Origin of the sequence: Rathayibacter sp. RFBD1 (assembly GCF_002932915.1) — a bacterium.
Classification (GTDB): Bacteria; Actinomycetota; Actinomycetes; order Actinomycetales; family Microbacteriaceae; genus Rathayibacter.
Genome location: NZ_PSWQ01000021.1, coordinates 205612 through 219668 on the forward strand (window position 1 = coordinate 205612; position 14057 = coordinate 219668).

The following is a 14057-nucleotide window of genomic DNA, read 5'->3' on the forward strand; positions in this document are numbered from 1 at the left end:
ACGGCCGCGAAACACCGCGCTGCCATGCTCGGGGCATGCAGCGCCACGTCCTCACCGGAGCCCACGTCGCCACCGTCGACGCGCACGGGACCGAGCACCCCGTCGGCCACGTCGTCGTCGACGACTCCCGCATCGTCGCCGTCGGAGCCGGCGACCCTCCGGCGTGGGCCCTCGACGGACGGTCCCCGACGGGCCTGCCGGCGCAGGAGGCGATCGCGCTCACGCGGGTCGACGGCCGCGGCCACCTGCTCACTCCCGGGCTCGTCAACACGCACCACCACCTCTACCAGTGGCTCACCCGCGGCTGGGCGCAGGACTCGATCCTCTTCGACTGGCTCGTCGCGCTCTACCCCGCCTGGTCCCGCATCGACGCCGACCTGACCCGCTCCGCCGCCCTCGGCGCGATGGGCGTCCTCGCCCGGTCCGGCTGCAGCACCGTCGCCGACCACCACTACGTCTTCCCACGGGGCTCCGGTGACATCGTCGGCGGCATCGTCGACGCGGCCGGCACCCTCGGCCTCCGGCTGCACGCGACCCGCGGGTCGATGGACCTCGGCGAGTCCCGGGGCGGCCTCCCGCCGGACTTCGCCGTCGAGACCACGGCGGCCGCGCTCCAGGCCAGCGGAGAGGCGGTCCAGCGGTACCACGACGCCTCCGCCGACGCGATGGTGCGGGTCGCGATCGCCCCGTGCTCGCCGTTCTCGGTGACCACCGACCTGCTGCGAGAGTCGGCCGTCCTCGCCCGTCAGCTCGGGGTCCGGCTGCACACCCACGGCTCCGAGACCGTGGAGGAGGACGCCTACACGCAGGAGGCGTTCGGCCTCTCGCCCACCGACCACCTGGAGTCGCTCGGCTGGCTCGGGGACGACGTCTGGATGGCGCACTGCGTCCACCTCGACGCCGACGCGATCGCGAAGTTCGCGGCCACGGGCACCGGAGTCGCGCACTGCCCGTCCTCGAACGGCCGGCTCGCCGCGGGCATCGCGCCGATCCCGCAGCTGCTGGCGGCAGGAGCACCGGTCGGCCTCGGGGTGGACGGCGCGGCGTCGAACGAGTCCGGTCAGCTCGGCTCCGAGATCCGCGCCGCGGTGCTGATGAACCGCCTGCGCGCCGGCGCCGACCGGATGAGCGCCCGGCAGGCGCTCTCGGTCGCCACCATCGGCGGGGCCCGGGTGCTCGGCCGGCAGGACGAGATCGGCTCGATCGAGGCCGGCAAGCTCGCCGACCTCGCGCTCTGGCGGATCGACGGGATCGAGCACGCGGGCATCGCGGACCCGGTCGCGGCGCTCGCACTCGGAGCGCAGCCCCCGCTGAGCCTGCTCCTGGTGCAGGGTCGCCCGACGGTGCGGGAGGGACGGCTGGTGAACGCGGACGAGGACGCGATCGCCCGCGAGGTCGCCCGGGCGAGCACGGAGCTGGCCTCGCGCGACTGAGCTGCGGCGGCCGATCGGCGCTCAGCCCGTCGTCGTTCAACCGGGCGGCGCCTCCGCGTCGACGGTAGCGACCGGGGCGGCGTCCGGGTGCAGGAGCCTCCAGATCCGGTCGCGGGAGAGCGGCAGCTCGGTCGGCCTCACGCCGATCGCGTCGCGGACGGCGTTGGCGAGTGCGGGGGCGACCGGGTTGTAGGGCGCCTCGCTCATCGACTTCGCGCCGAACGGCCCGAGCTCGTCGGCGGTGTCCGCGAAGAGCACCTCGGTCTCGGGCACGTCCGCCATCTGCGGGATGTGGTAGTTCCGGAGGATCGCCGTGGTCACGGTGCCCTCGCCGTCGAGGATCACCTCCTCGTACAGCGCCGAGCCGATCGCCTGCGCCACTCCGCCCTCGACCTGCCCGCGGCACTGCGCCGGGTTGATCACGAAGCCGGCGTCGGCCGCCTGGACCGACTGCAGGATCCGCACCTCGCCCGTCGGCTCGTGCACCGCGACGCGGAAGCCCTGGACGTTGAACGCGAGCGAGCGCTGAGCGCCGTCCTCGCTCCCGGTCGCGGTGACCGGTCCGCCGGCCGCACGGACCAGATCGGCGAACGCGACCCGGGTGCCGTCCGGAGCGAGCAGGCCCTCGTCGTCGGGCTCGAAGGTCTCGTCGTGCCCGGTCAGCCGCTTGGCGAGCGCCTGCAGCTCGGCGAGGAGGCGCGTCGCGGCCGAGTGGACGGCCTTGCCCGCGACCACCGTGCCGGCGCTGCCGAACGCTCCGGTGTCGTAGCGGGCCGCGTCCGTGTCGGACTGGCGGATCCGCACCCGATCGGCCGAGGCGCGGAAGGCGCTCGCGACCAGCTGCGTGTGCACGGTGGTCGTCCCGTTGCCGAACTCGGCCGTGCCCACGCCGATGGTCAGCACTCCCTCGGCGTCGACGGTGACGGTCGCCTCCGAGAAGTGGCCCCGCGGTGGGATGGTGGCGATCATCGCCAGTGCCGCGCCCTGCCCGGTCCGCCACCCCGGTCCGTCGGGGGCGGGGGAGCCGCCGCCGCCGGCCAGGGCCGCCTCGGTGAGGTCGAGGCACTGGTCGAGCCCGTAGGAGGCGAAGCCGATGTCGTCGCCCTCGACGTGCGTGACCACCAGCGGCTCGCCCGGGCGCACCGCGTTGATCCGCCGCAGCTCGAACGGGTCGATCCCGAGCTCGCGGGCGAGATCGTCCATCGCCGACTCGATGCCGAAGATCACCTGCCCGAGGCCGTAGCCGCGGAACGCCCCCGAGGGGAGGTTGTTCGTGTAGACGGCCTGCGCGTCGACGCGCTTGCTGGGCGCGCTGTAGACGGCGACCGACTCCGAGGTGCCGTGGAACATCACGCCGGGTCCGTGATTGCCGTAGGCGCCGGTGTCCGAGAGCACGTCCACGGCGAGGGCGGTCAGCCGTCCGTCGCGCCGGGCGCCGAGCGTGACGCCGACCCGCATCGGGTGTCGGCAGGGGGCCATCGTGAACTCGTCGCTCCGGGTGAACTCGAACTGCACGGGCCGGCCGGTGGCGAGCACGGCGAGGGCGACGACGTCCTCCGTCAGGATCTCCTGCTTGCCGCCGAAGCCGCCGCCCACCCGGGCCGTGAAGACGCGGACGGTCGACGGATCGCGGTCGAACAGGCGCGCGATCTCGTCGCGCACGAGGAAGGGCACCTGCGTCGAGGTCCGCAGCACCAGCTCTCCGCCCTCGAGCCAGCCGATGGTGCCGTGGGTCTCGAGCGCCGTGTGCGCGACCCGGGAGGTCGAGTACCGGCCCTCGACGACCACGTCGGCCTCCGCGAGTCCGGCGGCCACGTCCCCGTACTCTCCGTGGAGCTCCGCGACGACGTTCGCCTCCGGCCGGGCGATGCGCGAGGCGATCGGATCCTTGTCGGCGTGCAGGAGCGGCGCGCCGGCCGAGCGCGCCTCCTCCGGGTCGAAGACGGCGGGCAGCACCTCGTAGTCGACCTCGACGGCGCGGCAGGCCGCCTCCGCCTCGGCCACCGACTCCGCGACCACCACGGCCACGCGCTGCCCGCGGAACCGGACGACGGTGTCGAGCATGCGGGTGTCGTCCGGGTCGTCGAGCCGGGACTCGTGGCGGGCGGTGGAGTAGAGGACGTCCGGGACGTCCTCGGCGGTGAGGACCGCGACGACGCCCCGCATCGCGCGGGCGGCGGTCGTGTCTATCGAGCGGATGCGCGCGTGGGCGTGCGGGCTCTGGACGACCTTCAGGTGCAGCAGGCCGGCCACGGCGACGTCGAGGGTGAACGGCTCGCGGCCCTGGACGATCCGCCGGCCGGCGGGCGCGCCGAGCGAGCGGCCGACCCGGGACTCCTCGGCCGACGGGCGACCGGTGCGGCGGACGGGCGTGAGACCCGAGGGCGGGGCCGCGTGCCGTCCGCGGGCCGGGGCCTCCGTGCGATCCGCGCCGGACGGCTCGGCCGCGTGCGCGCCGTGCCCGGACGCGCAGGCGCCCGTCACGGCCTCGCGGATGGGGCGGTAGCCCGTGCACCGGCAGAGGTTGCCCTTCATCAGCCGCGGCACATCCTCGGCGCGGACTCCGTCGAGCGCCGTGGCCGTGACCACCATGCCGGCCGTGCAGAAGCCGCACTGGAACGCGCCGGCCTCGACGAACGCCTCCTGCACCGCGCTCGGCTCCTCGGGCGTGCCGAGGCCGGCCGCGGTCGTCACCTCGCGCCCCTCGACGCGGTGGGCGGGGTAGAGGCAGGAGTGGAACGGCGTCCCGTCGACGAGGACGGAGCAGGCGCCGCAGTCGCCGGCGTCGCACCCCTTCTTCACCTCGAAGTGCTCGTGGTCGCGGAGGAGGGTGCGCAGCACCTGGCCGGGGCGGGGGGAGGCGTCGACCGGCTCGCCGTTGACGGTGAACCTCATCGGCCGCCTCCGGCCAGCTCGGTGCGGATCTCCTCGGCGAGCACGCGGACGACGGCATGGCGCCAGTCGGCGGCTCCGTGCGGGTCGGTGAACCAGGTCGCGACGCCGTCGACGGCCGCGGCGAGCTCGGCCGAGGAGGGAACGGCGGCGAAGCGGAGCAGCTCCGGCCGGACGGTCGCCGCGGTGATCGTGAGCACGAACGCGCCGTCGGTGTCGAGGCGGCCGATGACGACGGCGCCGGAGCGTCCGAGAGGGGAGAGCGCCGTCTTGCGGAACGCGGTGCGCGCCCGGAGGGAGGAGAGCGGGATCTCGATCGAGCGGATGACGTCGTCCTGGGCCAGGGAAGTGGTCATGTTGCCGGTCACGAGCTCGGCGACCGGCACGGCGACGTCCGAGCCGTCGGCCCGCCAGACGAGGGCGGTGGCGTCGAGCGCGGCGGCGAGGCTGATCATCGGTCCTGCGGGCAGGGCGTTGGCGATGTTGCCGCCGACAGTGGCGACGTTCCAGATCTTGAAGGAGCCCAGCAGTGCCGTGCAGCACTGGAAGAAGAGCGGATGGGCGGTGTCGCCCGCGTCGGGCATCGCGGCGAGCTCGCTGAGCGTGCAGGTCGCCGCGATCGAGAGCCCGGCGTCCGTGCGCACGATCGGCTCCCACGCGAATCCCTGCAGGTCGAGGAGCTCGTCGAGGTGGTCGTGGGGGAGGGAGAACACCCAGGAGCCGCCTCCGATGACCGCTGAGCGCGGCCCGCGGCCCGCCAGCTCGGAGCGCTCGCGCACCACCCGGACGCGCTGGATCGTGTTCAGGTCCATGCCGCGCCTCCGTCCCGCGCCCGTCGGGCGTCTCCCCCCAGTGAACCCCACCCGTGTGACGCCCGTGTTTCCCCACCCCGGCCTGCCGCGGCTCCGCTCCCCGTCCCCCCGGCGGATCCGCCATCCGCTGCGCCACACCCCGGGCCCCAACTTGCGGATCAGTGGGCGACCTCCCGATGTCGACCCGCCACCCCCTCGCTCTCCCCCCGAGCCGAACGATCGATCCGCGTGCCAGCGGATCGATCTAGGCGGTCGCTCTCCGCTCTGCGAAACGTGACCACCCTCTCCGGCCGACCGCGCCGAGCCCGGCGGGGACGGGCTCGGAGATCAGGAAGGTCGAGCCGAACGATCGATCCGCGTGCCAGCGGATCGATCTAGGCGGTCGTCCCTCGCTCTGCGAATCGCAGCCGCCCTGGAAAGCCGACTGCGCCGAGCCCGGCCGGGACGGGCTCGGGGACGAGCACCGCGACCGCGCCGAGCCCGGCGGGGACGGGCTCGGTGTGAAACACCCCCGAGCCGAACGATCGATCCGCGTGCCAGCGGATCGATCTAGGCGATCGCTCCCCGCTCTGCGAAACGTGACCACCCTCTCCGGCCGACCGCGCCGAGCCCGGCGGGGACGGGCTCGAAGGAAGATCAGCCCAAGCTCGCGACCCACTCCGAGCTGCCGTCGACGAAGGACTGCTCCTTCCAGATCGGCACCGACGCCTTGATGTCGTCGACCAGTGCCGCGCAGGCTTCGAAGGCCGCCGCGCGGTGGGCCGAGGCCACGGCGCAGGCGAGGGCGAGGTCGCCGACCACGAGGTCGCCGACCCGGTGCACGGCGGCGATCCGGACGTCGGGCCAGCGGCCGGCGATGCGGCGGGCGGAGGCGAGGAGTGCGGCGGGGGCGTCCGGGTGCGCCTCGTAGGACAGTCGGAGCACGCCGCGGCCCTCGTCGTGGTCGCGGACGACGCCCGCGAAGGTCACGACGGCGCCGTGCGTCGGGGAGTCGACCGCCTGCTCGCACTCGTCGACGGTGATGGCCTCGGCCGCGAGCCGGGCGAGGGCGACCGGCTCAGCGGGCATGGTCGCCGCCTCCGAGCTGGTCGAGCAGGTGCCCGATCACCGGGTCGAGCACGTCGATCCCGTCGCGGACGCCGCCGGGGGAGCCTGGGAGGTTCACCACGACGGTGCGGCCGCTGACGCCGGCGAGCCCGCGGCTGAGCACGGCGGTCGGGACGTGGGCGGCGCCCTTGGCGCGCACCGCCTCGGCGAGGCCGGGCAGGGGCCGCTCCAGGAGGGGGGCGGTCTGCTCCGGGGTGACGTCGCTCGGGGCGACGCCCGTCCCGCCGGTGGTCACGACCACGTCGACTCCGCTGCCGATCGCGTCGGCGATCGCCTCGCCCACCGCGTCGCCGTCGGCCACCACGACCACCCGGGACTCCCAGCCGCGGGTGGTGAACCAGGCCTCCAGCGCCGGTCCCGTCCGGTCCTCGTACACGCCGGAGGCGGCACGGGTGGAGGCGACGACCGCCACCGCCCGCCGCGTCACGGGGTTCCTCCGCTCGTCCACGAGCCGCTCCTCCCGCCCGCCTTCGCGAGCACACGGATACCGGTGATCGCGGCACCGCGATCGACCGCCTTGATCATGTCGTAGACCGTGAGGGCGGCCACGCTGACCGCGGTCAGCGCCTCCATCTCGACGCCGGTGCGCCCGGTCGTGCGCACGCGCGCCTCGATCCGGACTCGGCTGTCCTGCGGCTCGAGGTCCACGTCGACGCCGTCCAGCGCCAGCGGGTGGCAGAGCGGGATGAGGGTCGAGGTCGCCTTCGCGCCGAGGATCCCGGCGATCCGCGCCACGCCGAGCGCTTCGCCCTTGGGCAGCTCGCCCTGCTCGAGGAGCCGCACCACCTCGGGCGAGGTCTCGACGTAGCCCTCGGCGACGGCGGTGCGCGCCGTGACCTCCTTCGCGCTCACATCGACCATGTGCACGGCTCCGTCGCCGCGCACATGGGTGAGCCGATCGCTCTCAGTCATCGATCCTCCAGATCTCGACCGTGTCGCCGGTCGCTGCGTGGTCCGTCCCGACGGGGACGTGGATGAGCACGGTGGAGCGGGCGTAGGACGCCAGCAGGTGCGAGCCGGGCCCGCCCACCGGGTGCACGAGGCCCTCGTCGTCGAGGACTCCGCGGCGGATCTGGTGCAGGTGCGCGGGCGAGTCGAGCGCCGTGCCGAGGCGCGCACGGAGCCGCGGCCGCTCGGCGGGCGTCCGTCCCGCGAGCGAGCGCAGCACGGGCCGGAGGAACACCTCGAACGAGACCAGGGCGCTCACCGGGTTCCCGGGAAGCGAGACGACCGGCAGGTGCAGCCCCTCGGCCACGCGCACGAGACCGAGGCCCTGCGGGCCGCCCGGCTGCATCTCGACGTGGCCGAACTCCGAGCCCGCCGGGCCGAGCGCGTCGCGGACGACCTCGTAGGCGCCCGCGCTGACACCGCCGACCGTGATCACCAGGTCGGCCGCGCCCGCGTGCTCCTCGAGCAGCGCCAGGAGGTCCTCGGCCCGATCGCTCGTGCAGGCGGCGACGACGGGCAGCGCGCCCGCCTCGCGGACGGCCTCGGCCAGCAGGGCGCCGTTCGCGTCGTGGATCTGCGCCTCCTCGAGGACGGCGCCTGCGGGACGGATCTCGTTGCCGGTGGGGACGACGAGCACCCGGAGTCGCGGCAGCACCTCCGCCTCGGTCAGCCCGAGGGAGGCGAGGAGTCCGTAGTGGGCCGCGCGGAGGACCGCGCCGGCTGGGAGGGCGAGCTCGCCGCGGCGGGCGTCGCTGCCCCGGGCTCGGACGAAGGTCGCCGGCACCACCGGGTGCGCGAAGGCGACGCTGCCCGCCGCGGGGAAGCGCGGAGGATCGACGCGCTCGACCGGGACGACGGCGTCGGCCCCCTCCGGCAGCGGCGAGCCGGTCATGATCGGTGTCGCCGTGCCGGGCTCGTGCCGCGGCGCCCGGTCGCCCGCGGGGATCGGCGCCGAGACGGGCAGGGCGACGGGATGCTCCGGCGCCGCCGCGTCGAGGTCGGCCGCCCGCACCGCGAAGCCGTCCATCTGCGAGTTGTCGAAGCGCGGCAGGTCGAGCGGGGAGTCGACGGAGCGGGCGAGGACCCGCCGGTCGTACGCGCCCGGATCGGCGGCGACGGCGGCCGGCTCCAGGCTCAGCGTCTCGCGGGCACCCCGCGTGGCCAGCGGCGCGAGCAGCGCCCGCACCCGGGCGGCGTGCAGGTCGATCGAGGTCATCGTGTCCTCTCGCGAGCGGCGGAGCCCGACCGGCGGCGGGACCGAGTCCATCTTGCCGGGTCGCGCCCGGTTCCGCGGCGTAGTGTGAGCGGATGAGCACAGCACTGGGGATCCCGGGCTTCCGGCCCCGACAGCGCAGCGCGGTCCTCCCGGCCGACCGCCCCGCCACCCCGCTCCTCCTGGACACCTACGGGCGCGTCGCGGACGATCTGCGGATCTCGCTGACGGACAAGTGCAATCTGCGCTGCACCTACTGCATGCCGGCGGAGGGCCTGCCGTTCCAGCCGCCCGCGTCCCTGCTCAGCCGTGAGGAGATCCTCCGCCTCGCGCGCATCGCCGTGGAGCAGTTCGGCGTCCGCCAGATCCGCTTCACCGGCGGCGAGCCGCTCCTGCGCAAGGACCTCGTCGACATCATCCGCGACGTCGCCTCCCTCGACCCGCGCCCCGAGATCTCGCTCACCACGAACGCGATCGGCCTGTCGGGTCGGGCGGCGGCGCTCGCCGACGCCGGCCTGAACCGCGTCAACGTCTCGCTCGACTCGATCTGCGCCGAGACCTTCGCGAAGGTCACCCGTCGCCCGTTCCTCGACCGCGTGCTCGCGGGCATCGACGCGCTCGGTCCCGCCGGCCTGGACCAGACCAAGATCAACGCGGTGCTCCTCCCCGGGATCAACGACCACGAGGCCCCGGAGCTGCTCGCCTGGGCCCTCGCGGGAGGCCACCAGCTCCGCTTCATCGAGCAGATGGCGCTCGACGCCGACCACGGCTGGGACCGCGCGACCATGATCACCGCCGCGGACATCCGGGCGCTGCTCTCGGAGCGCTTCTCGCTCAGCCCGCACGCGGCCCCCCGCGACGGCGCCCCCGCCGAGCTCTTCGACGTCCGCGAGGCCAGGGGGTCCGAGGTGCTCGGCCAGGTGGGGATCATCGCGTCCGTCACCGAGAACTTCTGCGACGACTGCCGCCGCACCCGGCTCACCGCCGAGGGCGGTGTCCGCAGCTGCCTCTTCTCGAACGAGGAGACGGACCTGCTCGGCCCGATGCGCGCGGGCGCGGACGACCACGAGGTCGCCCAGCTCTGGCGCGGGGCGATGTGGGCCAAACCCGCGGGACACGAGATGAACAGGGCGGGCTTCGTGCAGCCCGAGCGCACGATGAGCGCGATCGGCGGATGAGCATGCGGGTCCGCTACTTCGCGGCGGCCAAGGCCGCCCTCGGCCGTGGTTCCGACGAGCTCGACGAGGTGCCCGACCTGGGCGCTCTCGAGGAGAGACTCGTCGCCTCCGCGCCCTCGGCCGCCGACGTGCTCGCACGGTGCACCTACCTGGTCGACGGCGTGTCGACCGCGGACAGGGCCACGCCGCTGCGTCCCGATGCCGCGGTCGACGTCCTGCCGCCGTTCGCCGGCGGCTGACCCCGAAGAGCCCTCCGTGACGAGCCGTCCTCGACCGGACCGGTGCGTCCGCTCCGCGCGGTCCGCAGCAGGTGCGCCCGCGCTTCTGGAGGAGGCTGCATCCCGAGGACGGACTGGTCCTGTCCCGCCGCACAGGGACCCGCGGGACGCCTCCCTCGGACCCGCGTGCGGCGGGGCAGGACCGGATCAGCGGCCGATCCCGTGCGTCACGGGCACAGGACGTTGGTCATCGTGTCGAGCACGTTGCGATTCTGCACGTCGCGGAATCCGAACGCCGAGGAGACTCCGGTGGCGACCAGCACGCCGCTGACGAAGGCCCGGCCGTCCCGGGTCACGTAGGCGTCCGGCGCGTAGATGGTGGCGTCGGAGGGCACACCGGAGGCGACGCGGATCTGCGGCTGCGTCCTGTCCGCGAACGCCCCGTACCGGACGAGAGCGCCGTTCTGGATCACGTCCACGACGTCACGGTTCTGTCGATCGCGGTAGGCGTCGGCACTGGTCACCCCGGTGGCGACCAGGATGCTGCTGTTGAAGAGGCGCCCGTCCGGCGTCAGGTGGTACGAGGGCGCCAAGGCCGTCGATCCTGCCGGAACGTTCCTGGCGTAGACCTGGTTCTTCGTGGAGTTGATGTAGCGGACGAGCTCCGAGCCGACGATCACGTCGATGACGTCGTTGTTGCTCTGGTCGCGGAAGGAGTCCGCGCTCGTCACTCCGGTGGTCACGAGGGCTCCGCCGGCGCGCCGCAGCTCGCCGTTCGGTGTGACGTAGAAGGCGGGCGCATGGACCGTCGATCCGGCCGGCACGCCGCTCCCGATGGCCTTCGGCGCGGCGTCTCCGGTGACGAAGCGGTAGAAGACGCCGTCGACCACGAAGTCGGCGACGTCGCGGTTCTGCTCGTCGCGGAAGCCCTGGACGCTGGTGACGCCGCGCGCGATCCGCCCCCCGCCGTGATAGAGCTCGCCCGACTCCGTCAGGTAGTACCGGGGTCCGACGGTCTTGGCTCCCGAGGGCACGTTGCCGTTCGACTCCGGCGTCGTCCCTCCGCCGTCGGTGACGTACCGGACGGCGGTCCCCGTGGTCGCGGTGGTGCTCGCGGTCGCCGTCGCGCCCGCGGCGCCGGAGACGGCGGAGAGGGTGATGCCGTTCTGCGCCACGTTCCCGGCCGTGACCGGGATGCTCACGCGTCCGTCCGCGCCGGTCGTCGCCCTGACGGTCTGCGCGCCGCCGCTGGTCAGGCCGGCGGGGAGAGTGATGGTGACCGTGTCGCCGGCAGCGGGAGCACCGTTGGTCGTGGCGAGGACGGAGACCGTTCTCGTGGTGCAGGCGGGGAAGGAGTACGCCGGGGCGTCGAAGGCGAGGGTGAGGCCGGTGGACGCGGCGGCCGCGGGGGTCGCAACCGCCGCGGCGACGACGGGGACGGACCAGGCCGCACCCGACATGATCGTCCGCCGGGCGGGCCCCCCGCGGGTCGAGTCGATCCGCGGTGGGAGGGAGCGCGAGTGCGCTGCCGTCGGGTCCAGGGCGTTGGTGTCCGTCATGGTGTTCCTTTTCTTTCTTTCGTGCGAGGGGTGGTGGACGCGCCGATCCTGCCGAACGTCCGGCCTCCGGTCGACGCGGAACGGGCCGCGACGAGGTTCCATGCCCGACCGTGGACGTTCCGTCGCGCCGCCGGACCGGGGGAGCCGCTCAGGCCGCCTCCTCGCCGGGAGCCCGTCCGGCGCGGGGGACGCGGCGGCCCACGTCAGCCCGCGTCGTCGATCCGGCGGAGGGTCCGCTGCATGTGGATCCGCGAGCTGAAGCCGGCCGACCGCGCCACGCGGTCCAGGTCCGTCGCCGCCCGCGGGCCGAGCTCGTCGAGGAGGCGCTGCGCCTCGAAGGCCCGTGCGCGCTCGATCCGCTGACGAGGGGTGGTGCCGGCGGCCGAGAACGCCCGGTGCAGGTGGCTGACCGACACGCCGAGGCGCTCCGCCAGCGTCTCCACAGTGAAGGAGCGGTCGCGGTAGTGCCGCTCGATCAGGCGCGTGCCGTTCGCATACACGGCGGCGGGGGACCGGTCCTCCCGGTCGGAGGAGGGCAGCAGCGCCGAGAAGGCCGAGGCCAGGAGGTGCTCGCTCGCGATCTCGAAGTGCTCGAAGGCCGCGTCCGAGGGCTCGACGCCGAAAGTGAGGACGGTGTTCGCCGCACCGGTGAGTGCGCGCCAGTAGGCCTCGGGGAGGGCGAGGACCCGGTCCGTGAGCGAGGCGAACTCGCTCGCGCGGAGCACCGAGGGGCGCAGCTGCCACTCGAAACGCGCCCACGGACTGACCGCCGCCGCGTACTGCACCGTCGAGGCGCGGGTCACGAGAGCGCTGCCGGCCGGGAGCCGGTGGTCGCGGCCCCGGGCGGAGAGGCGGCCGGTCCCGTCGAGGCTGAAGAGCACGCGGAGCCTCCCGGGATGGGGGAGGACCTCGAACTCCCCGGTCTGCAGCCAGGCGCGGCTGAGGCTGAGGCGCGGCGAGACGATCGCGTCGCAGACGGCACCTCGCGGCAGGGGGCGCCGCGGAATCCAGCCGAGCCGACGCAGCCGCCTCTCGGCGGGACTCCAGACCTCGGGCATCACGCCTCCGCGCCGGGGTCGAGCGGGTCGGGAGGATCGAGCAGCGCCGCCTGCCGCGCGGAGTGCGGTGAAGGCGTCGGCATGGGTGCTCTCCTCGGAACGGTGGCCGCGAGCACGCCACCGCCGATCAGCTTCGAACACTGCTCCGCCCTGATCCGCGGAGAAGGACGGATCCTCTCCGCTGCGAGCACCGAACATCCCGGGTCGCCGATCGGCAGGGCGCTGGGTGCGCCTCACCCCTCCCGTTCCGCGGCGCACGAGGCCGCGGCGCGGCTCACCGCTCCCGCCACGACGCCATCCCGCCGTCGAGCGAGTCGGACGCCACGCCCGCCGCCGCCGCGCGCTCCGCTGCGAGACGCGACCGGACCCCGGAGGCGCAGTGCAGCACGAGCGGACCGGCCGGCAGAGCGGCGGGGTCGAAGCGCGACATCGGCATCCGCACGGCACCGGGCACCGCGACGGACCGGTCCTCGTCGTCCTCGCGGAGGTCGACGACGCTCGGGGGCGTCGGCCCGGCCAGCCGCTCCCGCAGCTCGGCCGCCGTGATCGAGCCCGCCGCGGCCCGCCGCTCCGGGACCGGCGGCACCCGCCGCTCGAGAGGGAGCTCGGCCCAGGAGGAGTCGAGAGCGTCGTGCACGAGGACGCGACCGAACAGCGGCTCGCCCGCCCCGGTCACGAGCTTCACGACCTCGGCCGCCATGGCCGAGCCGATCAGCGCGCAGAGCGCGCCCAGCACGCCCACCGTCGAGCAGCTGTCGCCCGCGTCCTCGGCCTCGGGGTGCAGCGCGCGCAGGGTCACCCCTCCGCCCGGGGCGCCGGCCCAGAAGGTCGAGAGCTGCCCGTCGAAGCCGAGCGCCGATCCCCACACGTGCGGGATCCCGGCGCGGGTCGTCGCATCGGAGGCGAGGTAGCGCGCGCCGAAGGTGTCGAAGCCGTCGACCACGACGTCCCAGCCCGCCACCAGGGCGTCGACGTTGGCCGAGGTCAGCGACACCGGGAAGGCCCGGGCGTCGATGCCGGGGGAGAGCCGCCGCGCGGTCGCCGCCGCCGACTCCGCCTTCGACCGGCCCACCGAGGAGTCGTCGTGCGCCGTCTGCCGCGCCAGGTTCGAGAGCTCGACGACGTCGCCGTCCACGATGCCGAGCCGCCCGATCCCGGCCGCGGCGAGCGCCGTGATCACCGGCGAGCCGATGCCGCCCGCGCCGAGGATCAGCACGCGCGCGTTCCGGAGGCGCCGCTGTCCGAGCTCCCCGAGGGGCGCCAGGCGGATCTGCCGGGCGAACCGCTCGCGCTCGGCGGCGGTCAGCGGCGGTCCGGGCTCGACGAGCGGGGTCATGAGAGCTCCTTCCTCCACTGGCCCTCGTGGGCGACGGGGGTGAAGCCGACGGCCTCGTTCACGGCGAGCATCGGTCGGTTCTCCTCGGCGTTCCAGGTGGAGACGGCCCGGCAGTCCGAGGCGGTCCCCACCGCGTCGCCGATCGCGGTCAGGGCGAGGAAGTCGCTCCAGCCGTCGGCGCCCACGGCCTCGGGGATCGCGAGCTCGCGGATCCGGAGCGCCGGGTCGGAGGTGCGGTTCACCACCCCAGTGTGCACGTCCCGGCGCCCGCGGCGGCCTCCTGCGCCTGTTCCGGTGCGGGAT

13 protein-coding genes are annotated in these 14057 nt (G+C 74.6%); 3 read left to right on the top strand and 10 right to left on the bottom strand.

The window, feature by feature from the left end:
* Positions 1-35 precede the first annotated feature (35 nt).
* On the top strand, positions 36-1433 hold the full coding sequence (locus C5D50_RS11420; protein ID WP_104283544.1) for an 8-oxoguanine deaminase: 1398 nt from the start codon (positions 36-38) through the stop codon (positions 1431-1433).
* Between the two features lie 36 nt (positions 1434-1469).
* On the opposite strand, the gene C5D50_RS11425 is transcribed toward C5D50_RS11420, so the two are convergent.
* The 6 genes from C5D50_RS11425 to glp all read right to left on the bottom strand — a co-directional run bounded on the left by C5D50_RS11425 (position 1470) and on the right by glp (position 8408).
* Positions 1470-4328, bottom strand: coding sequence for a molybdopterin cofactor-binding domain-containing protein (locus C5D50_RS11425; RefSeq protein ID WP_104283545.1), 2859 nt, complete (start codon positions 4326-4328; stop codon positions 1470-1472).
* Positions 4325-5137, bottom strand: a complete 813-nt coding sequence (locus C5D50_RS11430; protein ID WP_104289010.1) for an FAD binding domain-containing protein — start codon at positions 5135-5137, stop codon at positions 4325-4327. The genes C5D50_RS11425 and C5D50_RS11430 overlap by 4 nt, the downstream gene beginning before the upstream one ends.
* A 636-nt stretch (positions 5138-5773) precedes the next feature.
* Positions 5774-6205: a molybdenum cofactor biosynthesis protein MoaE gene (locus C5D50_RS11435; protein ID WP_104283547.1), complete on the bottom strand. Its 432-nt coding sequence runs from the start codon at positions 6203-6205 to the stop codon at positions 5774-5776.
* Positions 6195-6692, bottom strand: coding sequence for a molybdenum cofactor biosynthesis protein B (locus tag C5D50_RS11440; protein ID WP_244229433.1), 498 nt, complete (start codon positions 6690-6692; stop codon positions 6195-6197). Before C5D50_RS11440 ends, C5D50_RS11435 begins: the two co-directional genes overlap by 11 nt.
* Positions 6668-7156: a cyclic pyranopterin monophosphate synthase MoaC gene (gene moaC, locus C5D50_RS11445; protein ID WP_104283548.1), complete on the bottom strand. Its 489-nt coding sequence runs from the start codon at positions 7154-7156 to the stop codon at positions 6668-6670. Before moaC ends, C5D50_RS11440 begins: the two co-directional genes overlap by 25 nt.
* Complete coding sequence (glp, locus tag C5D50_RS11450) at positions 7149-8408, bottom strand: gephyrin-like molybdotransferase Glp (RefSeq protein WP_104283562.1); 1260 nt, start codon at positions 8406-8408, stop codon at positions 7149-7151. The genes moaC and glp overlap by 8 nt, the downstream gene beginning before the upstream one ends.
* A gap of 92 nt (positions 8409-8500) precedes the next feature.
* Between glp and moaA the strand changes: the two genes are divergently transcribed.
* The gene (moaA, locus tag C5D50_RS11455; protein ID WP_104283549.1) at positions 8501-9583 is read left to right on the top strand and encodes a GTP 3',8-cyclase MoaA; all 1083 of its coding nucleotides are present in this window, start codon (positions 8501-8503) and stop codon (positions 9581-9583) included.
* Positions 9580-9822 carry a MoaD/ThiS family protein gene (locus tag C5D50_RS11460; protein ID WP_104223924.1) on the top strand — a complete coding sequence of 81 codons (243 nt, stop codon included), beginning with the start codon at positions 9580-9582 and terminating at the stop codon, positions 9820-9822. The genes moaA and C5D50_RS11460 overlap by 4 nt, the downstream gene beginning before the upstream one ends.
* A 206-nt stretch (positions 9823-10028) precedes the next feature.
* Here C5D50_RS11460 and C5D50_RS11465 read toward each other — a convergent pair whose 3' ends face one another.
* The 4 genes from C5D50_RS11465 to C5D50_RS16960 form a co-directional block, all read right to left on the bottom strand.
* On the bottom strand, positions 10029-11360 hold the full coding sequence (locus C5D50_RS11465) for a hypothetical protein (RefSeq protein WP_104283550.1): 1332 nt from the start codon (positions 11358-11360) through the stop codon (positions 10029-10031).
* 203 nt (positions 11361-11563) lie between these two features.
* Positions 11564-12418, bottom strand: coding sequence for an AraC family transcriptional regulator (locus C5D50_RS16715; protein WP_258069601.1), 855 nt, complete (start codon positions 12416-12418; stop codon positions 11564-11566).
* A 274-nt stretch (positions 12419-12692) separates the two neighbouring features.
* The gene (locus C5D50_RS11475; protein ID WP_104283551.1) at positions 12693-13754 is read right to left on the bottom strand and encodes a ThiF family adenylyltransferase; all 1062 of its coding nucleotides are present in this window, start codon (positions 13752-13754) and stop codon (positions 12693-12695) included.
* Positions 13751-13996: a hypothetical protein gene (locus C5D50_RS16960; protein ID WP_181137342.1), complete on the bottom strand. Its 246-nt coding sequence runs from the start codon at positions 13994-13996 to the stop codon at positions 13751-13753. The genes C5D50_RS11475 and C5D50_RS16960 overlap by 4 nt, the downstream gene beginning before the upstream one ends.
* Between the last annotated feature and the right edge of the window lie 61 nt (positions 13997-14057).